The organism is Rhodococcus sp. RDE2, assembly GCF_020885655.1.
In the GTDB taxonomy this organism is placed as follows: Bacteria; Actinomycetota; Actinomycetes; order Mycobacteriales; family Mycobacteriaceae; genus Rhodococcus; species Rhodococcus pyridinivorans.
Window position 1 is genome coordinate 1407028 of record NZ_AP025186.1, and the last position, 25807, is coordinate 1432834.

A 25807-nucleotide genomic window follows, 5' to 3' on the forward strand; every position below is an offset into this window, starting at 1 on the left:
ACACACCGTGCAGGGGGTTGTCGATGTACAACTGGTCCGTCCAGAACCAGATCGTCGCGTTCGTGGATTCGTTGAGGCCGTACGCCGACGAGATCCGGGCCGACTACTGGCACGCCCTGTACTCCTTCGCCGACCAGCAGAGCGCGCTGCTCACCATGCTCGGATACCCGCCGGTTCCCTGACATCCGGTGCCTGGTCCGCGGATGGTTCCGCGGACCCCGGTTGCGCTCGCGCGCGTCCGGTAGCGCACCATCGAAGCATGACGGTCGATCCAGCAACCGCTGCACCCCTAGCGTCACCGGTGGACGTCCAGCCCCGCCGGGGACTCGTCGCGCTGCTCGTGCTCGACGGTGCGCTGTGCGCCCTGTTGTCGGTCTTCTACCTCGGCCTGTACATCGCCGGGGTGCCCTTCCCGATCACCATCCTGTTGGCCGGCGCCGCGAACCTGCTCCTCGTGATGGCGGTCCGCGCCGAGACCGGCTCCCTGCGCAGCGCGGCCCTGCCGCTGCTGGCCTGGGCCGTCGTCTTCCTCGTCTGCCTCGTGGGCGGGCCGGGCGGCGATCAGCTCGCGCTCGGCGACTGGCGGACCCTGCTGCTGCCCGTGGCTGCGCTCGCCCCCGCCGGCGGATACCTGTTCTCGGCCCGTATCAAGGAGATCACTCAGGCAGTGGGAGGGACGCAGCCCGCGCCGCGTCCCTGAGCACGTCGGTCACCATCTCCTTCGTCAACCGGCCGGTGAAGGTGTTCTGCTGGCTGACGTGATAGCAACCGAACAGGTGCAGCGGGTGCTCCCGTGCCTCGGTGGGGGCCAGCAGCGCGTGCGCACCGTGTCCGAACTTCGGGCGGGGAACCGGGATCGTCCACCCCGCGGCCGACAGGACGGGCAGCAGCGCCTGCCACCCGAACCCGCCGAGGACGACGACCGACCGCAGTGTGGGAGCGAGCAGGTCGAGTTCCTGTTCGAGCCAGTGCCGGCAGGTGTCGCGTTCGACGACCGTGGGGCGATTGGCCGGTGGCGCGCAGTGCACCGGCGAGGTGATGCGGGTGCCGAACAGTTCGAGCCCGTCGTCGATGTGTGTCGCGGTCGGTTGCGATGCGAGTCCCGCGTCGTACAGGGCCGCATACAGCACGTCACCCGACCGGTCTCCCGTGAACATCCGTCCGGTGCGGTTCCCGCCGTGCGCGGCGGGCGCCAGCCCGACGATCAGCAGGGACGCATCGGCCGGACCGAAGCCCGGGACGGGCCGGCCCCAGTACTCCTCGTCGCGGAAGGCCGCTCGTTTCTCCCGGGCGACCTGCTCACGCCATGCGACCAGCCGCGGACACGCGTAGCAGTCGACGAGCGCGTCGTCGAGTTCGGTCAGCGTCGTCGGGGGAGTGCCGTGCAGGGGGCCTTTACCGGACGTGGGTTTCATCGGTCGATCCATGCTTCTCCCATACCCGGTGTGACCTCCTGGACAAGCGCCCACGCCTCGTCCACCGGGATGTCGATCACCTCGTAACGTCCCGCACCCGCCGGGGTCGCCGCGACGACGGTCGCGAGACCCGCACGGCGCTGGAAGAAGGTCTGCCGCACCGTCCAGCCGATCACACCGTCCGCGTCGAGGCAGATGCGCTGCCGGTCGATCGAGCCGCTGCGGGCGACGAGATGCCCGTCGACGACGGCGTGGCCGAGACCCCGGTAGCGGTCCTGCGCCAGCGCGCACGCCCCCGCGACCAGCACCACGACCACCGTGGCGATCACGGCGAACGGCACGCGCCGGTCGGTGACGGTCAGGGCGACGAGTCTGGCGACGACCACGACGGCCACCGGCGACAACGTCCGCGTGTAGCGGCGACGACGGGCACGGGGACCGTGGCTGCGCAGCGGAACCTCGAGCGGCAGCCGCCCGGTGAGCACCTCGGCCGCGACCCGCCGGACCTCCTCGTCGGGTGCGGACGGCAGGACCAGCGACGAACCGCCCTGCTGCGCGGTCCTGCCCGTCATGACGGCATCGAGCCGCGCGGCACCGACGAGCCGCAGCGCCAGGGGCTCGCGCAGCGCAACTCCACGCAGCCGCGCCCGGTCGAGGGTGGTGTGACGGGTCGTGAGCAGGCCGTGCGCGATGCGCAGGACCCGGTTGTCGTCGGTCACCTGCAGATCGCCGTAGAGCAGCAGGTACCGCACGCATGCGGCCGGGCTGGCGACGAGCACGACGACCAGCACGAGGATCACGAGCGCGACCACCAGGCCGAGGTCCTCTGCGGTCTCCACCGCGCGGCGGACGACCTGCGATTCTGCGATCCACCGGCCGAGCCCGAACTGGAAGGCGGCACCGGCGATGGCCGCGACGGCGAGCAGGCCCGTCGTGGAGAAGGGGGCGTAGCGCACCCAGGCCGGGTCGAAGCGCGCCAGCTGACGCTCGGTGACGGCAGGGGTCGGGGTCGCCTCGGCCGGCGCCTCGTCCTGCTGCCCGCCCCTCAGGAGAACGGCACGGAGCTCGGGGACGGCCGCGATCGGGATGCCGTTGAGTTCGAACCGGTTGCGATCGGCGCCCCCGCTCTGGCCCGTGCCGATCTTCACGAGCGCGAGGCCCAGCACGCGGTGCAGGAGGCGTTGCTCGACGTCCACCGACCGGATACGGCTACGGGGGATCGACAACTCGCGTCGTTGCAGCAGGCCGCGGCGGAGTTCGACGTGCTGCGGTCCCACGCGGTAGGTGGTGGTGAACCAGCGCAGCAGACCGACCAGCACGAGCACGCCCGTCGCTGCGAGGCCCCACACGGGATTGCCGCTGGTGGTCCCGATGACGAACGAGCCGGCGAGGACGGGCAGCAGGCGCAGGATCTCCTCGATCGGGTGGATCAGCAGCATCCGGCGATCGAGGCGCGACCACGGCACCTCCTCGTCCGTCCCGGCCACGGGCGCGACGGCCTCGTTCATGTCGCGTCCGCCTCCGAGCTCGCCGCGAGCGTGGTCAGACGGGCGACGGTCTCGTCGGCGACCCGGCTGTCGAGGCCGACGATCTCCACCGCACCCGCAGCGGAAGCAGTGGTGACGGTGACGGTGGTCAGATCGAGCCACCGGTCGAGCGGGCCTCGCTCGGTGTCGACGGTCTGGATCCGGGAGATCGGCGCGATGCGGTGTTCCTGCGTCCACCAGCCCGAACGCGTGTAGACCGCGGTCGCGTCCATCTCCCAGCGATGGACGCGGTAACGCCAGACCGGCACCACCGCGACGTGCAGCGCACCGAGGACGACGGTCGCGACCGCGGCGGCGATGTGCCATCCGGCGCCCACCGGTGCGACGAGCACCCACACGACCTGCGCGACGACCAGCGGCAACCACATCAGCGCTGCACTCACGGCCCACAGCACACGCGCCTTCGGGCTCGGCCGCCACGACGGTTCCCTCATCACCACGCTCGTCGCTGCCGTGTTGTCGGCCGACCCCGCCGGCGAACTCTCGTCGTCCTCCACCCGCACCTCCTGCTCCATCGGGCCCCGTGTCCGGTTCCACGCTAGGCTGGGATCCGTAGAACCGGCCGGACTCGCCCGATCCGATCTCACGATCGGGCCCTATCAGGAGGAGATCGCAATGACGGAGTCGAATGCGCTCGGCATCGAGATCCAGTCCGACAACGATTCCGAGGCCGACCGGCTCGAGCAGGCCATTCCCGTCTACGACGATCCTGTCGACGACCTGCCTTCGGACGTGCCCCTCGAAGCCGACCCGGCAGACACCTACGAGCAGTCCCGCGAAGTCCCGGCGGACGACGACTACCCGCGCGGATAGACCCCGAAGTGGCATGGGGGTGCTCGTAGGCGCATGATCGGGCCCATGACCGATTCCGCAGACGACACCCCGCAGTCCGCGATGCTCCCGACCCCCAGCGTGCGTCCCGGCGCCGCGTCCCGATCCACGGCTACTCCCTCGGGAATGCGTCGGGCGTTGCGCCGGGCGCGCGACGGGGTCGCGCTGAACGTCGACGAAGCGGCGGTCCTGCTGCAGGCCCGGGGCGCCGATCTCGAGGATCTCTGTGCGTCGGCGGCGCGGGTGCGCGATGCCGGCCTCCTCGCGGAGGGACGCCCCGGCACGGTCACCTATTCGCGCAAGGTCTTCGTCCCCATCACCCGGCTGTGCCGGGACCGATGCCACTACTGCACCTTCGTCACCGTCCCCGGCAAGCTCCGCGCCGAGGGTCACGGCATGTACCTCGAACCCGACGAGATCCTCGAGATCGCCCGTCAGGGAGCCGAACTGGGGTGCAAGGAAGCCCTGTTCACACTCGGCGACCGACCCGAGGACCGGTGGCCCGAAGCGAAGCAGTGGCTCGACGAACGCGGTTACGACTCCACCCTCGACTACGTGCGCGCGATGGCGATCCGCGTCCTCGAGGAGACCGGTCTGTTGCCGCACCTCAACCCCGGGGTGATGAGCTGGGCCGAGATCTCGCGGCTGAAGCCGGTCGCCCCGTCGATGGGCATGATGCTCGAGACCACCTCCGAACGGTTGTTCACCGAGAAGGGGCAGTGCCACTACGGCAGCCCCGACAAGGATCCTGCGGTGCGGCTGCGGGTGCTCACCGACGCGGGCCGACTCGCGGTGCCGTTCACCACCGGCATCCTCGTCGGCATCGGTGAGGACTTCACCGAGCGCGCCGAATCGATCCACGCGATCCGCAAGTCGCACAAGGCATTCGGTCACATCCAGGAAGTGATCGTCCAGAACTTCCGCGCCAAGGACGACACCGCGATGCGCGAGCACGACGACGCCGATCTCGACGAGTTCCTCGCCGCGATCGCCGTCGCACGGCTCGTCCTCGGACCGGGAATGCGCATCCAGGCCCCGCCGAATCTCGTCTCGCTCGACGAGTGCCGCGCGCTGCTCGGGGCGGGTGTCGACGACTGGGGTGGCGTCTCGCCGTTGACGCCCGATCACGTCAATCCCGAACGACCCTGGCCGAACCTCGACACCCTGGCGCGCCTGAGCTCCGAGGCCGGCTTCGAGCTCACCGAACGGATCGCGGCGCAGCCGAAATACGTGCTCGCCGAGCAGCCGTGGATCGATCCGCGCATCACTGCTCACGTGCACGCCCTCGCCGATCCGGACACGGGCCTCGCACGCGAGGTGATCCCGTCCGGACTGCCCTGGCAGGAGCCCGACATCGACTGGGAGTCGTCGGGCCGGGTCGACCTGAACTCCGAGATCGACGTGACCGGACGCAACACCGAGCACCGCTCCGATCTGGGGAGCGCCTTCGGCGACTGGGAGACCGTCCGCGAACAGGTGCTCGAACTGGGTGCCTCCGCGCCGGTGCGGCTCGACAGCGACGTGCTCTCGGCGCTGCGCTCCGCGGAACGGGATCCGGGCGGTTGCACCGAAGCGGAGTACATCGCCCTCGCCAACGCCGACGGCGCCGGTCTCGAAGCGCTCGTGGCGCTCGCCGACCAGTTGCGCCGCGACACCGTCGGCGACGACGTCACCTACGTCGTCAACCGGAACATCAACTTCACCAACATCTGCTACACCGGCTGCCGGTTCTGTGCGTTCGCGCAGCGCAAGGGCGACGCCGACGCGTTCACCCTCTCGGCGAGCGAGGTCGCCGACCGCGCGTGGGAGGCGCACGTCGCCGGCGCCACCGAGGTGTGCATGCAGGGCGGCATCGACCCGGAGCTGCCGGTGACCGGCTACGCCGATCTCGTCCGCGCCGTCAAGGCGCGGGTGCCGTCGATGCACGTCCACGCGTTCTCGCCGATGGAGATCGTCAACGGTGTCGCGCGCAGCGGCACGTCCATCCGGGACTGGCTCACCGAGCTGCGCGAGGCGGGGCTCGACACCATCCCGGGCACCGCTGCGGAGATCCTCGACGACGAGGTGCGGTGGGTGCTCACCAAGGGCAAGCTCCCGACCGCCGAGTGGATCGAGGTCGTGACCACCGCGCACGAGGTGGGACTGCGCTCGAGCTCGACGATGATGTACGGGCACGTCGACCAGCCGTACCACTGGGTCGGCCACCTCGAAGTGATCCGCGGGATCCAGGACCGCACGGGCGGATTCACCGAGTTCGTGCTGTTGCCCTTCGTGCACCAGTCGTCGCCGCTGTATCTGGCCGGCGCGTCGCGCCCCGGCCCGACCATGCGCGACAACCGTGCCGCGCACGCCCTCGCCCGGGTCATGTTGCACGGCCGGATCGACAACATCCAGACCAGCTGGGTGAAGCTGGGTGTCGCCGGGACGCAGGCCATGCTCGAGGGCGGCGCCAACGACCTCGGCGGCACGCTCATGGAGGAGACGATCTCGCGCATGGCGGGCTCGCAGCACGGCTCGGAGAAGACCGTCGCCGAACTCGTCGCGATCGCCGAGGGCATCGGGCGGCCGGCGCGCCAGCGGACCACCGCGTACACGCCGATCGAGCTCCCGGTCACCTCGGGCTGACCCGCCGCGGCGGCCGGCACTCCGAAGTAGGGGACCCTTACTCCGGAGGGTCGCACGGGGACGGGGGATACTGGAGGACCGTGGGCGTCGAGGGCGCCCGCTCGGGCGAGACCGCGCAGGTCGGCGGGCTTACAGAGAGGCAGGGAGAACAGCAGTGACGTACACGATTGCGGAACCGTGCGTGGACGTGTTGGACAAGGCATGCATCGAGGAGTGCCCCGTCGACTGCATCTACGAGGGCGGTCGCATGCTGTACATCCACCCCGACGAGTGCGTCGACTGCGGTGCGTGCGAGCCCGTGTGCCCCGTCGAAGCGATCTTCTACGAGGACGACGTCCCGGACGAGTGGTCCGAGTACGTCAAGGCCAACGTCGACTTCTTCAACGATCTCGGCTCGCCCGGCGGCGCCGCGAAGCTCGGCAAGGTCGACTACGACCCGCCGTTCGTCAAGAACCTCCCTCCCATGGGCGAAGAGTGACGAACGGACCGGTGGAACTTTCGTGAGTACGCGTGTCCGCCGTTCGGTGGCGAAGAGCCTTCCGGACTTCCCCTGGGATTCCCTGACCGACGCGAAGGCGAAGGCAGCGGCGCATCCCGACGGCATCGTCAACCTGTCGGTGGGCACACCGGTCGACCCGGTCGCCCCCGTGATCCGGGAGGCGCTCGTCTCCGTCGCGGAGGAGCCGGGTTATCCGACCACGCACGGCACCGCCGAACTGCGGCGGGCGGCCGTGGGTGCACTCGAACGGCGCTACGGCATCACCGGTCTCGACGACTCGGCGATCCTGCCGGCGATCGGCACCAAGGAGATGATCGCCTGGCTGCCGTCGCTGCTCGGCCTCGGCGCCGACGATCTCGTCGTGATCCCCGAACTGGCGTACCCGACCTACGAGGTGGGTGGCCTGCTCGCCGGTGCCCGCATCATCCGCGCCGACGGGCTGACCCGCCTCGGTCCCGAGGTCGCGTCGCTGGTCTTCGTGAACTCGCCGTCGAACCCCACCGGCAAGGTGCTCGGACCCGACCACCTGCGCAAGGTGGTCGACTGGGCGCGCAGCCGCAACGCGATCGTCGTCTCCGACGAGTGCTATCTCGGGCTCACCTGGGAGGGTGAGGCCCTGTCGATCCTGCACCCGAGCGTGTGCGGGGGCGACCACACCAACCTCCTCGCGGTGCACTCGCTGTCGAAGACCTCGAATCTCGCGAGCTACCGGGCCGGTTTCGTCACCGGCGACGCCGACCTCGTCGCCGACCTGCTCGAGGTCCGCAAGCACTCCGGCATGATGGTGCCGCTGCCGATCCAGGCCGCGATGACGGCGGCACTGAACGACGACGAGCACGAGAACGCCCAGCGCGAGAAGTACCGCAAGCGGCGCGAAGTGCTTCTCGACGCGGTGCGCGGTGCCGGCTTCACCGTCGACCACTCGGAGGCCGGCCTGTACCTGTGGGCGACGCGCGGTGAGGAATGCCGCGCGACCGTCGACTGGTTCGCCGAACGCGGCATCCTCGTCGCACCCGGCGAGTTCTACGGTCCCGGTGGTGTCCTGCACGTCCGGATCGCACTCACCGCGACCGACGAGGCCATCGACGCCGCCGCTGCGCGACTGCGCGGATAGAGCGCAGCCTCCGGCTCCGCACGAAGTTCGCCCGCCCCACGTGAATGCGGATCGTGGGGGAGGTTGTGTGCGGAATTCCCGAGAAACGCGCACACAATCTCCCCGTCGATCGTCCCGTCGGTAGCTCTCCTGTGTCGGACGTCGCCGACGCACCGCCGGGCGAGCGGCTCGCCGGTAGATTGGCCCCGTGAGTTCGTCCGGTGAGGATCCGCTGCTGTGGGTGCTCTATGTCGCTGTGGTGGCGATCGCTGCGGCGAGCGCGTCACGCTCCCACTCGGGAAGTGCCGCCCGCGCGACGACGCGATCGTTCTGGTGGCCCCCGCCGGTCGCGGCGACGATCCTGTGGTCGGTGGTCGCCGTGGCCTCGCTCGCTCGGCTCGTCTTTCCCGGACTGCTCGACGTCTTCCGGCGGCAGCCGGTGCGCACCCGTGACTCGGGGGAGTGGTGGCGCGTCCTCACCGCCGGTCTGATCGAGGACGGCGGCGTGCTCCTCACCGTCGTGAACCTGCTGTTGCTCGCGGTGGTCGCCGTCGCGATCGTGCGGGTGTGGCGGTGGTACCGCGCCCTCGGCCTGTTCGTGATCGGCCAGGTGATGTGGGGGTTGTTCACCACCTTCGTCTTCCCGTCCGACGGCGCGGGAACGACCGGCGCGACCCTCGCGTCCGCCGCGACCCTGGCGGGACTGTGGCCGGTCGTCGGAGCGACCCGCCCGTTGCTCGTCGCCTCCGCGGCGACCTTCCTGCTCGGTGTGGTCCTCGTGATCGCGGGCGACGCGCACGGCGTGGCCGTCCTCATCGGAATGCTGCTGGGCGCGGTTCTGGCCACCGTGCTTCCCCCGGTGCACCTCGCGCGGGCATCGGTGTCCGCGGCACGCGGCGACATCCGTACCTGACCGCCTCTGCAGGAGTGCCGCAGCGATATGGAATCGTGGCTGCTGTGTCTGCACTGCTTCGTTCGCTGAACCCGCTGGCCGTCGCGCGCGGCGACGATCTCCCGGACGCCGTTCGCATCGACGGCCACACCTTCTCCCGCAGCGATCTGCTCGGCGCGGCGACCGCGGTCGCGGCACGGGTGGCCCGCGCCGATCGGGTGGCCGTGCTCGCCACCCCGAACGCGACCACCGTCGTCGCCGTGACCGGTGCCCTGCTCGCCGGGACGACCGTGGTGCCGGTGCCGCCGGATTCGGGGCCCGCCGAACTCGCCCACATCCTGAGGGACTCGGGTGCGCAGGCCTGGCTCGGTCCGGCGCCGGAGGTGCAGCATCCCGACGTTCCACAGTTGCCGAGCCTGCCGGTCCGGTTGCACGCCCGCGACTGGCACCACCTGCCCGAGCCGAACCCGGCGCGAATCGCGTTCGTGCTCTACACCTCCGGGACCACCGGCCTGCCCAAGGGTGTGCTGCTGAGCCGCCGGGCGATCGCCGCGGGTATCGACGCCCTCGCCGAGGCGTGGGCCTGGACCGAACGCGACACGCTCGTCCACGGACTGCCGCTGTTCCACGTGCACGGACTCGTGCTCGGTGTGGTCGGAGCCCTGCGGGTCGGCAGCCGGCTGATCCATACCGGCAAGCCCACCCCACAGGCCTACGCCGAAGCGCAGGGATCGCTCTACTTCGGGGTGCCGACGGTGTGGACACGCATCGTCGAGGACGAGGACTCCGCCCGCGCGCTCAGCGGTGCACGACTGCTCGTCTCCGGCAGCGCGCCGCTGCCGGTGCCGGTCTTCGAACGGCTGCGTGAGCTCACGGGGCTGGTCCCGATCGAGCGCTACGGCATGAGCGAGACGATGCTGACCCTCAGCACGCGGGTCGACGGCGAGCGCCGTCCCGGCTGGGTCGGCACGCCCGTCGCCGGAGTCGAGACGCGACTGCGCGACGAGCAGGGCCGCGACGTGCCCCACGACGGGGAGAGCATCGGTGTCCTGCAGGTACGTGGGCCGATGCTCTTCGACGGCTACCTGAACAGGCCCGAGGCCACCGCCGCCGCGTGGACCGAGGACGGATGGTTCGTCACCGGCGACGTGGCGGCCGTCGACGAGGGTGGCTTCCACCGCATCGTGGGTCGCGAGTCGACCGATCTGATCAAGACCGGTGGTTTCCGGGTCGGTGCGGGGGAGATCGAGACCGTTCTGCTCGGTCATCCCGCTGTGCGGGAGGTTGCCGTGGTGGGCCTGCCCGACGACGATCTCGGTCAGCGGATCGTCGCGTTCGTGGTGCCCGCCGCGGACGGTCCCCAGGTCGACGAGTCGGAACTGATCGACCTTGTCGCGCAACAGCTCTCCGTGCACAAGCGGCCCCGGGAGGTACGTGTGGTGAGCGACCTTCCGCGCAATGCGATGGGCAAGGTGCAGAAGAAGAAACTGGGCTGACGGGGTCGGTGGGGAGCGCCCGCGGTCAAGTTCCTGTTACCGGAACTTCGTGGAAAATCGGTCACAGGGGTTGCATGTGTCATGCTGCGAGGCGGATTCTCTACTGCACCGTATGTAGATCTACTCACTTCGATGGGGGTTCGAGGGATGTCTGTAACGGATCAGGTCCGGTTGCCCGGGCACGACCGTCGGGGGGACGGTGACAACGCCCCGCTCTTCCTGGTGGACGGCAAGCCCGCGTCCGTTCCGCTGCGCGATCTGCCGGCCGTGGCTCGCAAACTCGTGGCGCACTTCGCCGACAACGTGGCGCCGTGTTCGCTCCGACCGGGGGAATCGCTGCGCGGCGACGTCACCGAGGTCACCGTGCGCTGCCTGCGCATCGCGATCCATCTCCTGGACTCGGGAGAACTGCCGTCCGACGCGGAGCTCGCCGACCTGCGCAGCAGCGCCGCCCAGTGGGCCCGCGCCGGTTTCCGGCTCGAGTACATGCTCCGGATCTACCACGAAGGCATCCGTCTCGGTTGGGAACTGGTCACCGATCGGGCCCGGGAGGGCGACGTCTCCTCGGTCGCCGACGCGTCCCGCCTGTGGATGGCCCTGCTCGAGAAGGTCACCGTCGCCGCGACCACCGGTTTCGTCGCCGAACTCGACGCCATCCGCCGCGAACGCGACGTCGCCGCGCAGGAACTGGTCACCGCGCTGCTGCGCGGGCAGGACGCCGCGGCCGTCGCGCAGCGTTCCGGGCTGGTGCTCGCCGACACCTACACGGTGCTCGCGGTCTCGCTCACCCGTCATCCCGACGAACGCAATCCGCACGTGCGGCCGGAGGTCGTCGCGCGGCGCACGCTGCGCCGGGTCGAGACCGAACTCGAGGCGATCTGCGAGGGCCGCCATCTCGCGATGCTCGGCCCCGAGGGCGGCACCGTCCTGCTCCCCGAATCACCCTCGACGGAGGCGATCGAGGAGTTCCGGCAGCGCATCGAGACCGTGGCCGGGGTGTCCGTCACGCTCGCCCTCGTGCACGCTCCCGTCCGGGAGGTACCCACCGCGGCGAAGCAGGCCCACGAGCTGCTCGACCTCGTGCGACGGCTCGGCCGCCCGGTCGGGGCCTACGGCATGCAGGATCTCGCACTCGAATACCAGCTGACCCGGCCCGGACCGGCACGCCGCCATCTTGCGCGCGTACTCGATCCGCTCGAGGAATCACCCGAACTCGTCGAGACGCTGGAAACGCACATCGCCCACGATCTCAGTCGCCAGCTCACGGCCAAGACCCTGCACGTCCACGCGAACACTGTCGACTACCGCCTCAAGCGGGTCGCGCAACTCACCGGATTCGACCCCACCCGGCCCTCCGGACTGCGCCAGCTGCAGGCGGCGCTGATCGCTCGACGACTCGAACTGGAGAGCTCCGAACAGGGCTGATATCGCGTCGGATTCGGCTTCCCGAGGCGTGCCGGTCTATATCATCGGTCTCGGGCGACCGAGGGGCGTCACCCGGAGTGAGCACGAGGGGGCCGACGCATGGCGGGGGAGTCCGGACCGTCCGAGTCGGATCCGCCGAGCCGTCGTGGCGGCGTGAGTGGGGATGCACGGCCGGGCGGGGGTCGGGCGCGCTGGTTCGTCGTCGCCGTGATCCTCGTCCTCGCGGCCGGATCCGTCGCCTTCCTGTTCGTGGAGCGGCGGAGTGGGTGCGACGACTCCGAGCGCTACACCGTGGCGGTCACCGCCGACCTCGCACCGGTGATCGAGGGGACCTCGGTATCCGGATGTACGGAGTTCGAGGTCGTCGAACAGGAACCGGGGGAGGTGTCGGCGCGACTGGCGACCGACGACGTTCCTGACCTGTGGCTCCCGGCGGGCGGATGGTGGGCGTCGTGGGCGGGTGAGACCGCCACGGGCCCGGTGCGCACGGTGTCGACACCGCTGGCCACCACGCCGCTCGTGATCGCGGGTGCGCCGGGCACCGTCGAACCGGCGGCCGACTGGCAGGAGGCCCTGTCCGATCCCGGTCTCGTCTTCGGCAATCCATTGCGCTCCGGTCCCGCGGCAGGTGCCATCCGCGCCGTGCTGGCCGAGGCCGCCGACGATCCCGTCGCGATGGGCACGGTCCGTCCCGTCATGGCGCCGCTCGCCGAGCGGGAGGGGGTTCGCGACGAGGAGGTACCTACCGGATCGACCTTGCTCGGGGAGACCGTCGCCGATGGTGGGACGGTGGTGAGCACCGAACAGCAGGTCGAGACCTATCGCAGCGTCCACAAGCGCGAACTGGGCATCGAGGTACCCGCCACCGGGACGCTGCTCGTGGACTATCCGGTGGTCGTGACGGCGCGCGGAGAACGGCACGACGCCGCGGCGGCGGCCGCCACGGCGCTGACCGACGCGCTGCACACGTCCGAAGGACTCGACAGGCTGACCCGTCACGGCTTCCGGGACGGAGGCGGACGACCCCTGCCCGACGGCCGCGGTGTGGGAGCGGTGCCGGTGCTCGAACTCGACGACGAGACCGTCGCCGAGGAGGCGATGAACGTGTGGGCGTTGCAGGCGCTTCCCGTGCGCACCGTGTTCGCGGTGGACGTCTCCGCGTCGATGAACCGTAATCTCGGCGACGAGAGTCGGATCGAACTGGTCCGGCGCGCCGCGACCGCCGCCAACGAGGTCCTGCCCGGGAACGTCTCAGCGGGCCTGTGGTTCTTCGGTGGGGGAGTGAGCGACTACGCCACATTGCCGAACGACCGCGCCGAGGCAACGGGGGACTACATCGTGGCGGCACCGATCCGGCGCTTCGATGCGGTGGTGGACGACGGTACCCAACGCGACCTGCTCACCTCGCTCGTCGCGCAGATGGCCGGTACGGCCGACGAGACCACCGCACTCTACGACACGATCCTCGCGGCCTTCCGGTACGTGCAGGACAGCTACGACCCACGAGCGGCCAACAGTGTCGTCGTGGTGACCGACGGTGCCGACAACGGCTCCGCGATCTCGAAGGACGAACTGCTCGCCGTCCTCTCGAACGAGAACGATCCGTCCAGGCCGGTCCGCATCGTGACGATCGGACTCGGCGAGGACGTCGACACCGCGACCCTCGAACAGATCGCCGCGGCGACCGGAGGGGTGAACTACCGGACGAGCGATCCGCTCGACATCACCGAGCTCGTGCTCACTGCGCTGGCCGATCGGACGGGTGGCTGACGGCCTTCTTGTCGTGGGCGCGGTGCCAGAGCAGGCCGAGCGCCGTGATGATCAGGAACAGCACGAAGGTCGACGCGAGCTGGACCCGGGCCGCGCTGTCGGACAGCATCAGCACGATGAAGCCGATGAGCATCGCGAGCGTGAACCAGCTGAGATAGGGGAACAGCCACATGCGCAGGCGGATGGTGCCCTCGCGCTCGAACTTGCGGCGCAACCGCAGGTGCGAGACGACGATGAACAACCAGATCGCGATGAGCGCCGATCCGACGGCATTGAGCAGGATCCCGAGGATGGTGTCGGGCAGCAACCAGTTGAGCCACACGCTGACGAAGCCGAAGAACACCGAGACGAGCACCGCGTTGCGGGGCACCCCGTGGTGGGTGAGCTTGCTGAGCCAGGCCGGGCCGTCGCCGCCGCGCGCCAGCGAGTAGGCCATGCGGGAGGTGCCGTAGACGTTGGCGTTGAACGCCGACAGCAGCGCGATCACCACGACGAGTTCCATGAAGCCGGACACGTAGGGGATGCCGGCGATGTCGAGCACCGAGACGAACGGGGAGGTCTCGCCACTCGCCGCGGTCCACGGCAGTACGAGCACCATGATCGAGATCGACCCGAGGTAGAAGACCGAGATACGCCAGACGACGCTGCGCACGGCGGTCGCGATGGACCGTTCCGGGTCCTTCGATTCGGCCGCGGCGATCGTGACGATCTCGATGCCGCCGAAGGCGAAGGCCACCGCGAGCAGACCGGCCGCGATGCCGGCGATGCCGTTGGGTGCGAAACCGTCGCCGTCGCCGAGCAGGTGCGTGGTGCCGACGGGTTCGGTGCCGGGAAGCAGACCGAACACGAGCAGGATGCCGATCACCAGGAAGCCGAGGATGACCGCGACCTTCAGTGCCGCGAACCAGAACTCGAACTCACCGAAGTTGGCGACCCGCGCGAGATTGACCACCGCGAAGAAGGTGACGAACACCAGCGCGACCACCCATTGGGGTACGCCCGGTAGCCACGACTGCACGATCGCGGAGGCGCCGGTGATCTCGACACCGAGCACCATGATCAGCATGAACCAGTACAGCCAGCCCATGCTGAATCCGGCCCAGCGGCCGATCCCGATGCGTGCGTAGTGGGAGAACGAACCGCTCACCGGCAGCGCGGCACCCATCTCGCCGAGCATGCGCATCACGAAGATGATCATCACGCCGGCGAGCAGGTACGACACGATGATGGCCGGACCGGCGGCGGCGATGCCCACTCCGGAACCGAGGAACAGGCCCGCGCCGATGGCGGAGCCGAGTCCCATCATGGTCAGATGGCGGACCTTCAGGCCGCTCCCGAGATGTTCGACCTCGGAAGCGGGCCGCTGGGTTTCACTCACAGTTTCTCGGTTCCGAATCTGTTGTGGGGTGCAGAGCTAGTCGTTGGCGTGCAGAGCTGCGTTCAGTTCGACTCCGCTGCCCTTGTTCGGCACGACCTCGACCGCGCCGCTCACCGAGTTGCGTCGCAGCAGGAGGTTGGAGGCGCCGCTGAGGGTCGCGGCCTTGACGACGGTGCCGTCAGGACCGGTGACCTTGGTGCCGGCGGTGACGTACAGGCCGGCCTCGACGATGCAGTCGTCGCCGAGCGAGATGCCCACGCCCGCGTTCGCGCCGAGCAGGCAGCGCTTGCCGACGGAGATGACCTCCTTGCCGCCACCGGAGAGGGTGCCCATGATCGAGGCGCCACCACCGACGTCGGAACCGTCGTCGACGACGACACCCGCGGAGATGCGGCCCTCGACCATCGAGTTGCCGAGCGTGCCGGCGTTGAAGTTGACGAAGCCCTCGTGCATCACGGTGGTGCCGGACGCGAGGTGCGCACCGAGGCGGACGCGGTCGGCGTCGGCGATGCGGACACCGGCGGGAACGACGTAGTCGACCATGCGGGGGAACTTGTCGACACCGAAGACGGTCACCGGTCCGCGGATGCGCAGACGCGAGCGCACGGTCTCGAAATTCTCGAGCGAGCACGGGCCGTAGTTGGTCCACACGACGTTCGCGAGCAGACCGAAGATGCCGTCGAGGTTGAGTCCGTGTGGCTGGACGAGACGGTGCGACAGCAGGTGCAGGCGCAGGTAGGCGTCGTGAGTGTCGACGGGGGGCTTCGACAGGTCTGCGATGTCGGTGCGCACCACGACCTGCTGGACCTCGCGCGCCTCGTCGTGACCGGCGAGCAGGGCGAGATCGGACGGGATGTCCGTGCCCTCGAGCCGCGTCGTTCCGGTTTCGCTCGGCTCGCCGAGGGCGGGTGCCGGGTACCACGTGTCGAGGACGGTCCCGTCCTCCGTGATGTTCGCGATGCCTACTGCTGATGCTCCGTGTGCACTCACGGGTGAGAAGCGTACGCGAGGCGGTCCTGCGCCTGTGTCCCCCCTGAGAATATCGTGTGCGGGGTCTGAGGGGCGGACGCGTTTCGTATCGTGCAGGTATGCCCGTACCGCAGCTGGACCTGCACGCCGACCCCGTCGAACTGACCGCCGCGCTCGTCGACATCCCGAGCGTGTCGCAGGACGAGACGCTCATCGCCGACGCCGTGGAGACGGCCCTGCGTGAGCAGACCGACGGCTTCGAGATCGTGCGCAACGGCAACTGTGTCCTGGCGCGGACGAACCGCGGGCTCGGCAGCCGCGTGATGCTCGCCGGCCACCTCGACACCGTCCCGATCGCCGACAACGTGCCGTCGCGGCGCGACGGCGACCTGCTGTGGGGATGCGGCACCTCCGACATGAAGGCCGGCGACGCCGTCTTCCTGCACCTCGCCGCGACCGTCACCGATCCCGCGCACGACCTGACGATCGTGATGTACGACTGCGAGGAGATCGCGGCCGCGTACAACGGGCTCGGACGGATCGAGACCGAACTGCGCGACTGGCTCGACGCGGACGTCGCGATCCTCGGCGAACCCACCTCGGGTGAGATCGAGGCCGGCTGCCAGGGCACCCTGCGGGTGCGGATCACGACCGACGGTGTGCGGGCGCACTCGGCGCGCTCCTGGCTCGGCGACAACGCGATCCACAAGCTCGCTCCCGTGCTGGACCGGCTGGCCCGCTACGAGGCACGGTCGGTCGACATCGACGGCTGTGTGTACCGGGAAGGACTGTCGGCCGTGCGCATCGAGGGCGGTGTCGCCGGGAACGTGGTGCCCGACGCGGCCGCGCTCGACGTGAACTTCCGGTTCGCCCCGGATCGCAGCCCCGACGACGCACTCGCGCACGTCCGGGAGGTCTTCGACGGTCTCGCGATCTCGATGGAGCTCACCGACATGTCGCCCGGCGCGCTGCCCGGACTGTCGAACCCGGCGGCGGCCGCGCTCGTCGAGGCCGCGGGCGGGAAGTTCCGGGCCAAGTACGGCTGGACCGACGTCTCGCGGTTCGCGGCGCTGGGGATTCCGGCCGTCAACTACGGCCCGGGCGATCCGAACCTCGCGCACAAGCGCGACGAGCACGTCGAAGTGGGGCGGATCACCGAGGTGACCTCCGTTCTGCGCTCCTATCTCACCCGATAACGTGGCCGCCATGTCCGGCGACAACTCCTCCTCCGAACGCGGCTCCCGTCGCGAGGTCGTGCACCAGGGCCCGGTGCAGCTGCGCGGCTCTCTCGCCCGCGAGACGACGACGATGGACCAGCGGCTGCTCGATCGCCGGGGCCCGTCCGATTGGGTGCACACCGATCCGTGGCGTGTGCTGCGGATCCAGAGCGAGTTCGTCGAAGGCTTCGGTGCGCTCGCCGAGGTGCCTCGCGCCGTCACCGTCTTCGGATCGGCACGCACCCCGGCCGATCACGAGGAGTACGAGATCGGCCGCGAGCTCGGCGCCGCACTCGTCCACGCCGGATACGCCGTCGTCACCGGTGGCGGCCCGGGTGCAATGGAAGCGGCCAACCGCGGTGCCAGCGAGGCCGGGGGACTGTCGATCGGTCTGGGGATCGAGCTGCCCTTCGAGCAGGGCCTCAACGAGTGGGTCGATCTCGGACTGAACTTCCGGTACTTCTTCGCGCGCAAGACGATGTTCGTGAAGTACTCGCAGGCGTTCGTGTGTCTGCCCGGCGGTTTCGGGACGCTCGACGAGCTGTTCGAGGCACTGACCCTCGTGCAGACCCGCAAGATCACGCAGTTCCCTATCGTGCTGTTCGGATCGGAGTACTGGAACGGTCTGGTGGGCTGGCTGCGCGAGACGCTGGTCCGCGGCGGCAAGATCTCGCCCGCCGATCTGGACCTGCTGTACGTCACCGACAGCATCGAGGAGACGGTGGACATCATCCTCGAGGCGCATCGCGGCGAGGACGAGAACGAACTGTACGGAAACGGGAGTGGATGGTGACCGAAGCTCTGTCGGTCTGTGTGTACTGCGCGTCGGGCCCTGTCGACCAGAAGTTCCTCGAACTCGCGGCCGCGGTCGGCACCGAGATCGGCCGACGGGGCTGGCAGCTGGTCTCCGGCGGCGGCAACGTGTCGATGATGGGCGCGGTCGCCGACGCGGCCCGCGCGGCCGGGGCGCACACGATCGGGGTCATTCCCAAGGCACTCGTGCACCGCGAGGTCGCGGACGTCGACGCCGACGAGCTGATCGTCACCGAGACGATGCGCGAGCGCAAACGCATCATGGAGGACCGCGCCGACGCCTTCCTGACCCTGCCCGGCGGCATCGGAACCCTCGAGGAACTGTTCGAGACGTGGACCGCGGGGTATCTCGGTATGCATGACAAGCCGGTCGTCCTGCTCGATCCCACGGGGCACTTCGACGGCCTGCTCGGCTGGCTCGGGTCGATGGTCGACACCGGTTTCGTCGCGCAACGCGCACTCGACGGTCTCGCGGTCACCACCGACCTCGCCGATGCGCTCGACCGGTGCGCTGCGCCGTACGCGGCGGTCTGAGGTGTTCCACTTCGCCGCGCGCTTATCTACTCTTCGGTAAGTTCGGGGGAACGCCGTGGGTGTCGCCCGAGCGAGCCCGCCCGTCCCCGACGTCGCCGTGAGGAAATTTGTCGTGACCACTCGATCCGATCGAGACAATGCCCCCGTCGTGTCCCTGCCCGGACTCGTCTCGAAACTGCCCCGGATGGCTACCGATCTCCCCATCGTGTTGCGCGGAGCAGCCGGTATGACCCGGAAGCCGACCGCCCGCGAGACGATCGGGTCGGTCTTCCAGAAGCTCGCCGAGCGTCACCCGGAGCGGCCCTTCATCCGGTTCGAGGGCGCCTCCATCGGGTACGGCGAGGCCAACGCGCAGGTCAACCGGTACGCAGCGGTGCTCGCCGATCGCGGTGTCGGCAAGGGCGACGTCGTAGGCATCCTCATGGGCAACCGGCCCGAGACCCTGCTGGTCGCGCTGGCCGCGGTCAAGCTCGGCGCGGCCGCCGGCATGCTCAACATCAACCAGCGCGGTGAGGTGCTCGAGCACAGCCTGTCGCTGCTCGACAGCGCCGCGCTCGTGATCGGGGAGGAGTGCGAGGAGGCCGTCGACTCCCTCGGCGGCGAACCGCAGGCCCGCACCGTGCTGCGCTTCGATGAACTCGACACCGCCGCCCGCGACGCCGACGCGTCGAATCCCGCCGTCACCGAGGATCTGCGGGCGTCCGAGACGGCCTACTACATCTTCACCTCCGGCACCACAGGACTGCCGAAGGCCAGCCGCATGACGCACTTCCGGTGGCTCAAGTCGATGTCGGGTCTCGGCAGTCTCGGTGTGCGCCTGCGCCGCACCGACGTCCTGTACTCCTGCCTGCCGCTCTATCACAACAACGCTCTGACGGTCGCGTTGTCCTCGGTGCTCGCCGCGGGGGCCACCTTCGGGCTCGGCCGGAAGTTCTCGGCGTCCAACTTCTGGGACGACGCGGAACGCAACGGCGCCACGGCCTTCATCTACATCGGTGAGATCTGCCGCTACCTGCTCAACCAGCCGCCGCGGGAGGACGACGCCGACCACGGGATCCGCCTGGCCGTCGGAAACGGCCTGCGGGCCGAACTGTGGGACGAGTTCACCGAACGCTTCGGCATCGACCGCGTCGCGGAGTTCTACGGCGCCAGCGAATGCAACATCGCCTTCATCAACGCGCTCGACCAGAAGCGCACCGCCGGCATCTGCCCGCTGCCCTACGCCGTCGTCGAGTACGACCCCGATTCCGGGCAGGCGCGTCGCGGCGACGACGGCCGGTTGAAGAAGGTCGGCAAGGGCGAGGTCGGACTGCTCCTCGCGAAGGTCACCTCGCGCGCACCCTTCGACGGGTACACCGATCCCGAGGCCACCGAGAAGAAGTTGCTGCGCGACGCGTTCTCCGACGGCGACGTCTGGTTCGACACCGGCGACCTCGTCCGCGACCAGGGCTGGATGCACGTCGCCTTCGTCGACCGGCTCGGCGACACCTTCCGGTGGAAGGGGGAGAACGTCGCGACCACGCAGGTCGAGGCCGCGGTGTCGTCGCACGAGACGGTCGCCGAGGCCGTCGTCTACGGCGTCGAGGTCGACGGGGCCGACGGCCGCGCCGGGATGGCCGCGGTCACGCTGAAGGAAGGCGCCGAACTCGACGGGGCGGCACTCGCGAAGTCGCTGCACGACGCGTTGCCGGACTACGCCGTCCCGCTCTTCGTCCGCATCGTGGACGAGCTCGAGTACACGACGACCTTCAAGAGCCGGAAGGTCGATCTGCGCAAGCAGGGCTACAGCGAGACCGGCGAGGACGAGGTGTACGTCCTCGCGAGTCGCAGCGAGGGTTACCGTCCGATCTTCGACGGCTTCGTCGACGGCGTCGCGCGGGGAGAATTGCCCGGTCGCTGAGCATGTCAGGATGGGATCATGAGCGGCCCCGCGACCGATGTCGACGAGCAGACCCCCGTGACCCGTCCCGGTCCGGCACCGTCCACCCTGTGCGGGCGCCCCGTCGCCACCGACAGAGCGCTCGTCATGGCGATCGTCAACCGCACCCCGGACTCGTTCTACGACCGGGGAGCGACCTTCGAGGACGAGGCGGCGCTCGCCGCCGTCGACCGTGCGGTGGCCGAGGGTGCCGACCTCGTCGACATCGGCGGGGTGAAGGCCGGGCCGGGTGAGGTCGTCGACAGCGACGAGGAGATCCGGCGCGTCGTGCCGTTCGTCGCCGCGATCCGCGAGCGGTATCCGGATGTGCTCATCAGCGTCGACACCTGGCGCAGCGAGGTCGCGCGTCGCGCCGTGGGCGAGGGCGCCGATCTGATCAACGACACGTGGGCCGGTGCCGACCCCGAGCTCGTCGCGGTCGCCGCCGAACTCGGGGCCGGCATCGTCTGCTCCCACACCGGCGGCGCCGTCCCGCGCACCCGTCCGCACCGCGTGCGGTACACCGACGTCGTCGAGGAGGTCGTCGCGGAGGTCGTCACCGCCGCGGATGCCGCCGCCCGCGCCGGCGTCGCGAGCGACTCGATCCTCATCGATCCGACCCACGATTTCGGAAAGAACACCCATCACGGACTCGCTCTGTTGCGGCACGTGGACGTTCTTGTAAAAACCGGGTGGCCTGTGCTTATGGCGCTGAGCAACAAGGACTTCGTGGGGGAGACTCTGGGAGTCGAACTCGCCGACCGGTTGGAGGGCACATTGGCAGCGACAGCTTTGGCCGCAGCGGCCGGCGCACGGATGTTCCGGGTACACGAGGTGGCAGCCACACGTCGGGTGGTCGACATGGTCGCGGCGATCGCGGGCACACGTCCGCCGGCGCGCACGGTGAGGGGGTTGGCATGAGTGCACCTGCACGCACATGGAACGAGGTCAACAGCTGGGATCGGCCCGCCTGGGCGATCGACGAGCTGATCGCGGCCAAGGCCGGTCGCACGGTGACCGTGGTGCTGCCCGCCCTCAACGAGGAGGAGACCGTCGCGGGAGTGATCGACACGATCCACCCGCTGCTCGGTGGTCTCGTGGACGAACTGGTGGTCCTCGATTCGGGTTCCACCGACGAGACCGCCTCCCGGGCGCGCGCGGCGGGCGCCCGCGTCATGTCCAGGGAGGAAGCGGTACCGGGCATCGAACCGGTCCCCGGTAAGGGTGAGGTGCTGTGGCGGTCGCTCGCGGCGACCTCCGGCGACATCATCGCCTTCGTCGACTCCGATCTGATCGATCCCGATCCGGCCTTCGTGCCGAAACTGCTCGGGCCGCTGCTGCTCGGTGACGGTGTCCACCTCGTCAAGGGGTACTACCGGCGGCCTCTGCGCACCGGTGGTGGCGAGGACGCCCACGGTGGTGGCCGCGTGACCGAGCTCGTCGCACGACCGCTGCTTGCGGCCCTGCGACCGGAGCTGACCTGCGTGCTGCAACCGCTCGGCGGTGAGTACGCGGGGACGCGGGAACTGCTCGAGTCCGTCCCGTTCGCACCGGGTTACGGGGTGGAGATCGGGTTGCTGCTCGACACCTACGACCGGTTCGGTCTCCACGCGATCGCGCAGGTCAACCTCGGGGTCCGCAAGCACCGCAACCGGCCGCTGTCCGAACTCGGGGCAATGAGCCGGCAGATCGTGGGCACGATGCTCTCGCGATGCGGGATCCCCGATTCGGGGGCACCGCTCACCCAGTTCCTGGTGGAGGGCGACGCGTTCGTCCCGTTCGACACCTCCGTCGATCTCACAGATCGCCCGCCGATGGTGACGGTCACCGGCTGAGCCGATCGTCCGGCACCGGTCCCGGCCGGTGTCGGACGCTCGTGCCAAGATCGGAGCATGCTCACGGTTCTGCTGTACGTGCTCGTGATGGCGGGCGTCGCCGCCGTGCTGTTCTTCGTCGCGAGCGCCGTCTTCGGCCGGGGCGAGACGTTGGCGCCGCTGCCTCCGGGCACCACCATCACGGTGCTGCCGGCCACCGACGTCACCGGCACCGACATCCGCGACCTGCGGTTCCAGCAGACCGTGCGGGGTTACAAGATGAGCGAGGTCGACTGGGCGCTCGATCGTCTCGCCCGCGAGGTCGACGATCTGCGGGTCCGCCTCGCCGACGCCGAGGCACGCGCGGCCGGGGAACCGGTCGACGGCGCCGGGCAGGAGGTCGGGGCAGAAGAGCTCGAAGCGGAGGACGTTCCGGAGAGCGCTTCGTCGGAGTCGACGGGGGAGTCACGATGACGGCGGACGGGCGGGGGCCCGTGGCCGATACCGACGACCGCGTGCGGTGCCCGTGGGCCGTCGACGGTCCCGGTTCGTCGCTCTACCGCGACTATCACGACTACGAGTGGGGCCGGCCGCTCCACGGCCGCGACGAGATGTTCGAACGGCTCTCCCTCGAGGCGTTCCAGTCGGGACTGTCGTGGCTGACGATCCTGCGCAAGCGGGAGGCCTTCCGCGCGGCCTTCCACGGCTTCGACGTCGAGGCCGTCGCCCGCTTCACGGAGGCCGACGTCGAGAGGTTGCTCGCCGACCCCGGCATCGTGCGCAACCGCCGCAAGATCGAGGCGGTGATCGCCAACGCGCGGGCCGTGCTCGAACTGCCCACCGACCTCGACGAGCTGCTGTGGTCGTTCGCACCGCCGCGACGCGCGCGACGTTCGGTAACGGTCGAGGAGATTCCGGCGGTCACGCCGGAGTCCACGGCGATGGCCCGTGAGCTGAAGCGTCACGGCCTCCGGTTTGTGGGCCCTACCACTGCATATGCGCTGATGCAGGCCACCGGGATGGTCGACGATCATCTCGAATCGTGCTGGGTGTCACTCGACCCGTAGAACCCGGAGGAGTCTCTTACCCAGGAGTCAGCTACGCGCACGTATTCCGGATAGGGAAGAATGAGAAGGTGCGCGTCGCCGCGACCGGCGATGCAACCACACGGTAACCCACGCGCCCGGCGGTCGGGTGCAGATTTGGAGGGAGCAGAGGATGGCGGCCATGAAGCCCCGGACCGGGGACGGTCCCCTCGAAGCAACCAAAGAGGGACGAGGAATCGTCATGAGGGTTCCACTCGAGGGCGGCGGACGTCTGGTCGTCGAGCTCACGCCGGAAGAGGCTGCGGCACTCGGCGACGAACTCAAGAGTGTCACCAGCTGATCGGCCCCTCTCAGGGCACTCCGGGCCCCGCGCTCCTCGGCGCGCGGGGCCCGGTGTCGTCCTGAGAACACGATCGGAGGCGCGATGCTCGCCGACGTGATCGACCTTCTCGCGTGCCCTCACTGCGAGTCCGCGCTCGACCTCGACGACAACGTCGTGGTGTGCGATCGCGGGCACAGCTTCGACGTCGCACGCCAGGGCTACGTGTCGCTGCTCGCCGGCGGTTCGACACCGTTCACCGGCGACACCGCCGACATGATCGCCGCCCGCGCCGACTTCCTCGGTGCCGGGCACTACGACCCCATCCGCCGCGCGGTCGCCGACGCGTGCGTCGACACGGCCGATTCGGTGGACACCGGCGCCCATGCGGTGGACACAGCCGCCGACGCTGCGATCCTCGAGGTCGGGGCCGGTACGGGGCAGTACCTCGCGTCCGTGCTCGACGCCCTGCCGGCAGCGCGCGGCATCGGACTCGACGTCTCCAAGCCCGCGGTGCGACGCATCGCCCGCAGCCATCCCCGGACCGGAGCGATCCTCGCCGACGCGTGGCAGCGACTGCCCGTGAAGTCGGCGTCGCTCACTCATGTGCTGTCGGTGTTCGCGCCCCGCAACGCCGCCGAGAGCCATCGCGTGCTCGCCCCGGGCGGAACGCTCGTCGTCGCGACACCCACCTCGGAGCATCTGCGCGAACTGGTCGAGTTGCCCGGCATGGTGAGCGTGGACGACCGGAAGACCGAGCGGCTCTCGTCCGCCCTGTCGGGACGTTTCGAGCGGGCGGGACGGACGGACGTGCGTTTCACGGCCTCACTCCCGCGCGACGTGCTCGGTCTCGTCGCGGGGATGGGGCCGTCGGCCCACCACGTGACGTCCGACCGGCGCGCGGAGTTGCTCGCCTCTCTGCCCGACCCGTTCGACGTGACGGTGTCGGTCACCGTCACCACGTGGCGACGGATCGGAACGGCCGACGAACCTACCGCGCCGTGATCACCTGCTGGTAGACGGCGACGGTCTGGCGGGCGATCTGCGCCCACGAGAACTCGCTGACGGCGCGGTCGCGTCCGGCCCGGCCCCACCGCGCGGCACGGTCGCGGTCGCGTGCGACGTCGTTGACGGCATCGGCGAGCGCACGCTCGTAGGTCGCGGTGTCGAACGCGTCGTAGTGCACCAGACGCCCGGTGGTCCCGTCCTCCACGACCTCCGGGATGCCCCCCACGTCGGAGGCCACCACGGCGGTCTCGCAGGCCATCGCCTCGAGGTTGACGATCCCCAACGGTTCGTACACCGACGGGCAGACGAAAACCGTCGCCGCCGAGAGCAGTTCGCGGACCGATTCGGTGGGCAGCATCTCGCGCACCCAGTGCACCCCGTCACGGGAATCCTGCAGGGCAGCCACCGCGCGTTCGGTCTCCGCGGCGATCTCGGGGGTGTCGGGCGCGCCGGCACACAGGACGAGCTGGATGTCGGGATCGAGGTGGTGCGCCGCGGAGATCAGGTGCCCGACGCCCTTCTGCCGGGTGATGCGGCCGACGAACACGACGATCGGGCGGTCCGGATCGAGACCGATGCGGGTGACGACGGACTCGTGGCCCGGCTCGGCCGGGCGCGGATGCCAGACGGTGGTGTCGATACCGTTGCGCACCACGTGGACCCGAGCGGGATCGACGAACGGGTAGGCGTCGAGCACGTCGAGGCGCATCCCGTCGCTGACCGCGATGATCGCATCGGCGTACCGGACGGCGTTGCGTTCGGACCAGGAGGAGATGCGGTAACCGCCACCGAGCTGCTCGGCCTTCCACGGCCGCCGCGGCTCGAGGGAGTGCGCGGTGAGGATGTGCGGGACGTCGTGGAGTTCGGCGGCGAGATGACCGGCCAGCCCCGTGTACCAGGTGTGCGAGTGCACCACGTCGACCCCGGCGGCAGCGTGCGCCATGCGCAATCCGGCGGACAGGGTCGTCAGGGCGGGATTGGCATCGCGCAATGCCGGGTCGGGGGAGTGCACGAACGCGGTGTCGCGCGGTGCACCTGTGCAGTGCACGTCGACCTCGACCAGTCGACGCAGTTGTTCGACGAGTTCGGTGACGTGGACTCCGGCCCCGCCGTACACCTCAGGCGGATATTCCCGCGTCATCATTGCCACCCTCACCGCCTCAAAGTAGCGGGCCGCGCAGGTTCCGGCCACCCGGCC

At 69.7% G+C, this 25807-nt stretch carries 26 protein-coding genes; 20 read left to right on the forward strand and 6 right to left on the reverse strand.

Annotation, left to right across the window (positions count from 1 at the left end; all coding sequences use genetic code 11):
- The first annotated feature begins 23 nt into the window (after nucleotides 1-23).
- A complete protein-coding gene (locus tag LPH33_RS06670) occupies nucleotides 24-182 on the forward strand; it encodes a hypothetical protein (RefSeq protein WP_016693616.1) in 159 nt (52 codons plus the stop codon).
- A gap of 77 nt (nucleotides 183-259) precedes the next feature.
- Nucleotides 260-700: a hypothetical protein gene (locus LPH33_RS06675; RefSeq protein ID WP_088896679.1), complete on the forward strand. Its 441-nt coding sequence runs from the start codon at nucleotides 260-262 to the stop codon at nucleotides 698-700.
- Here the strand turns inward: LPH33_RS06675 and LPH33_RS06680 are convergent.
- The 3 genes from LPH33_RS06680 to LPH33_RS06690 are packed head-to-tail and all read right to left on the reverse strand — an operon-like array spanning nucleotide 657 to nucleotide 3477.
- Nucleotides 657-1415: a uracil-DNA glycosylase gene (locus LPH33_RS06680; RefSeq protein ID WP_160874845.1), complete on the reverse strand. Its 759-nt coding sequence runs from the start codon at nucleotides 1413-1415 to the stop codon at nucleotides 657-659. The two genes, LPH33_RS06675 and LPH33_RS06680, sit on opposite strands and share 44 nt — an antisense overlap.
- Complete coding sequence (locus LPH33_RS06685; RefSeq protein ID WP_229567517.1) at nucleotides 1412-2923, reverse strand: PH domain-containing protein; 1512 nt, start codon at nucleotides 2921-2923, stop codon at nucleotides 1412-1414. The genes LPH33_RS06680 and LPH33_RS06685 overlap by 4 nt, the downstream gene beginning before the upstream one ends.
- A complete protein-coding gene (locus tag LPH33_RS06690; protein WP_088896682.1) occupies nucleotides 2920-3477 on the reverse strand; it encodes a PH domain-containing protein in 558 nt (185 codons plus the stop codon). Before LPH33_RS06690 ends, LPH33_RS06685 begins: the two co-directional genes overlap by 4 nt.
- Before the next feature lie 100 nt (nucleotides 3478-3577).
- Here LPH33_RS06690 and LPH33_RS06695 point away from each other — a divergent pair, with 100 nt between their 5' ends.
- The 8 genes from LPH33_RS06695 (at nucleotide 3578) to LPH33_RS06730 (ending at nucleotide 13593) form a co-directional block, all read left to right on the forward strand.
- On the forward strand, nucleotides 3578-3775 hold the full coding sequence (locus LPH33_RS06695) for a hypothetical protein (RefSeq protein WP_088896683.1): 198 nt from the start codon (nucleotides 3578-3580) through the stop codon (nucleotides 3773-3775).
- Nucleotides 3776-3820: 45 nt separating this feature from the next.
- Nucleotides 3821-6418, forward strand: a complete 2598-nt coding sequence (locus tag LPH33_RS06700) for a bifunctional FO biosynthesis protein CofGH (RefSeq protein WP_229567519.1) — start codon at nucleotides 3821-3823, stop codon at nucleotides 6416-6418.
- Nucleotides 6419-6572: 154 nt separating this feature from the next.
- Nucleotides 6573-6896, forward strand: coding sequence for a ferredoxin (fdxA, locus tag LPH33_RS06705; protein ID WP_006550573.1), 324 nt, complete (start codon nucleotides 6573-6575; stop codon nucleotides 6894-6896).
- Nucleotides 6897-6918: 22 nt separating this feature from the next.
- Nucleotides 6919-8031, forward strand: a complete 1113-nt coding sequence (gene dapC / locus LPH33_RS06710; protein WP_229567520.1) for a succinyldiaminopimelate transaminase — start codon at nucleotides 6919-6921, stop codon at nucleotides 8029-8031.
- Nucleotides 8032-8218: 187 nt separating this feature from the next.
- On the forward strand, nucleotides 8219-8923 hold the full coding sequence (locus tag LPH33_RS06715) for a rhomboid family intramembrane serine protease (protein WP_088896684.1): 705 nt from the start codon (nucleotides 8219-8221) through the stop codon (nucleotides 8921-8923).
- A 44-nt stretch (nucleotides 8924-8967) separates the two neighbouring features.
- Nucleotides 8968-10398, forward strand: coding sequence for an acyl-CoA synthetase (locus LPH33_RS06720; RefSeq protein WP_160874843.1), 1431 nt, complete (start codon nucleotides 8968-8970; stop codon nucleotides 10396-10398).
- A 171-nt stretch (nucleotides 10399-10569) separates the two neighbouring features.
- On the forward strand, nucleotides 10570-11823 hold the full coding sequence (locus tag LPH33_RS06725; RefSeq protein WP_160874961.1) for a PucR family transcriptional regulator: 1254 nt from the start codon (nucleotides 10570-10572) through the stop codon (nucleotides 11821-11823).
- A 153-nt stretch (nucleotides 11824-11976) separates the two neighbouring features.
- Nucleotides 11977-13593 carry a substrate-binding domain-containing protein gene (locus LPH33_RS06730; protein ID WP_229567522.1) on the forward strand — a complete coding sequence of 539 codons (1617 nt, stop codon included), beginning with the start codon at nucleotides 11977-11979 and terminating at the stop codon, nucleotides 13591-13593.
- Here the strand turns inward: LPH33_RS06730 and LPH33_RS06735 are convergent.
- Both LPH33_RS06735 and dapD read right to left on the reverse strand, forming a co-directional pair.
- Nucleotides 13562-14899, reverse strand: coding sequence for an amino acid permease (locus tag LPH33_RS06735; protein WP_420714494.1), 1338 nt, complete (start codon nucleotides 14897-14899; stop codon nucleotides 13562-13564). The genes LPH33_RS06730 and LPH33_RS06735 overlap by 32 nt on opposite strands.
- 108 nt (nucleotides 14900-15007) lie before the next feature.
- Nucleotides 15008-15961: a 2,3,4,5-tetrahydropyridine-2,6-dicarboxylate N-succinyltransferase gene (gene dapD / locus LPH33_RS06740; RefSeq protein WP_160874837.1), complete on the reverse strand. Its 954-nt coding sequence runs from the start codon at nucleotides 15959-15961 to the stop codon at nucleotides 15008-15010.
- A 98-nt stretch (nucleotides 15962-16059) separates the two neighbouring features.
- Here dapD and dapE point away from each other — a divergent pair, with 98 nt between their 5' ends.
- The 10 genes from dapE (at nucleotide 16060) to LPH33_RS06790 (ending at nucleotide 24606) form a co-directional block, all read left to right on the forward strand.
- Entirely contained in the window at nucleotides 16060-17136 is a 1077-nt protein-coding gene (gene dapE / locus LPH33_RS06745; RefSeq protein ID WP_016692048.1) for a succinyl-diaminopimelate desuccinylase, read from the forward strand.
- A 10-nt stretch (nucleotides 17137-17146) separates the two neighbouring features.
- Nucleotides 17147-17950, forward strand: a complete 804-nt coding sequence (locus LPH33_RS06750; protein WP_026061113.1) for a TIGR00730 family Rossman fold protein — start codon at nucleotides 17147-17149, stop codon at nucleotides 17948-17950.
- Nucleotides 17944-18504, forward strand: a complete 561-nt coding sequence (locus tag LPH33_RS06755; RefSeq protein ID WP_120281869.1) for a TIGR00730 family Rossman fold protein — start codon at nucleotides 17944-17946, stop codon at nucleotides 18502-18504. Before LPH33_RS06750 ends, LPH33_RS06755 begins: the two co-directional genes overlap by 7 nt.
- Before the next feature lie 148 nt (nucleotides 18505-18652).
- Nucleotides 18653-20404 carry a long-chain-acyl-CoA synthetase gene (locus LPH33_RS06760; protein WP_258260615.1) on the forward strand — a complete coding sequence of 584 codons (1752 nt, stop codon included), beginning with the start codon at nucleotides 18653-18655 and terminating at the stop codon, nucleotides 20402-20404.
- Nucleotides 20405-20422: 18 nt separating this feature from the next.
- A complete protein-coding gene (gene folP / locus LPH33_RS06765) occupies nucleotides 20423-21343 on the forward strand; it encodes a dihydropteroate synthase (protein WP_106200389.1) in 921 nt (306 codons plus the stop codon).
- On the forward strand, nucleotides 21340-22257 hold the full coding sequence (locus tag LPH33_RS06770; protein WP_016692043.1) for a glucosyl-3-phosphoglycerate synthase: 918 nt from the start codon (nucleotides 21340-21342) through the stop codon (nucleotides 22255-22257). The genes folP and LPH33_RS06770 overlap by 4 nt, the downstream gene beginning before the upstream one ends.
- Before the next feature lie 57 nt (nucleotides 22258-22314).
- Nucleotides 22315-22710, forward strand: coding sequence for a DivIVA domain-containing protein (locus tag LPH33_RS06775; RefSeq protein WP_145692666.1), 396 nt, complete (start codon nucleotides 22315-22317; stop codon nucleotides 22708-22710).
- Nucleotides 22707-23303 carry a DNA-3-methyladenine glycosylase I gene (locus tag LPH33_RS06780; protein WP_145692665.1) on the forward strand — a complete coding sequence of 199 codons (597 nt, stop codon included), beginning with the start codon at nucleotides 22707-22709 and terminating at the stop codon, nucleotides 23301-23303. The genes LPH33_RS06775 and LPH33_RS06780 overlap by 4 nt, the downstream gene beginning before the upstream one ends.
- Nucleotides 23304-23454: 151 nt before the next feature.
- Entirely contained in the window at nucleotides 23455-23622 is a 168-nt protein-coding gene (locus tag LPH33_RS06785) for a DUF3117 domain-containing protein (protein ID WP_006554284.1), read from the forward strand.
- 84 nt (nucleotides 23623-23706) lie between these two features.
- A complete protein-coding gene (locus LPH33_RS06790; RefSeq protein WP_229567524.1) occupies nucleotides 23707-24606 on the forward strand; it encodes a putative RNA methyltransferase in 900 nt (299 codons plus the stop codon).
- On the opposite strand, the gene glgA is transcribed toward LPH33_RS06790, so the two are convergent.
- The gene (gene glgA, locus LPH33_RS06795) at nucleotides 24593-25765 is read right to left on the reverse strand and encodes a glycogen synthase (RefSeq protein ID WP_229567526.1); all 1173 of its coding nucleotides are present in this window, start codon (nucleotides 25763-25765) and stop codon (nucleotides 24593-24595) included. The genes LPH33_RS06790 and glgA overlap by 14 nt on opposite strands.
- Nucleotides 25766-25807 lie beyond the last annotated feature (42 nt).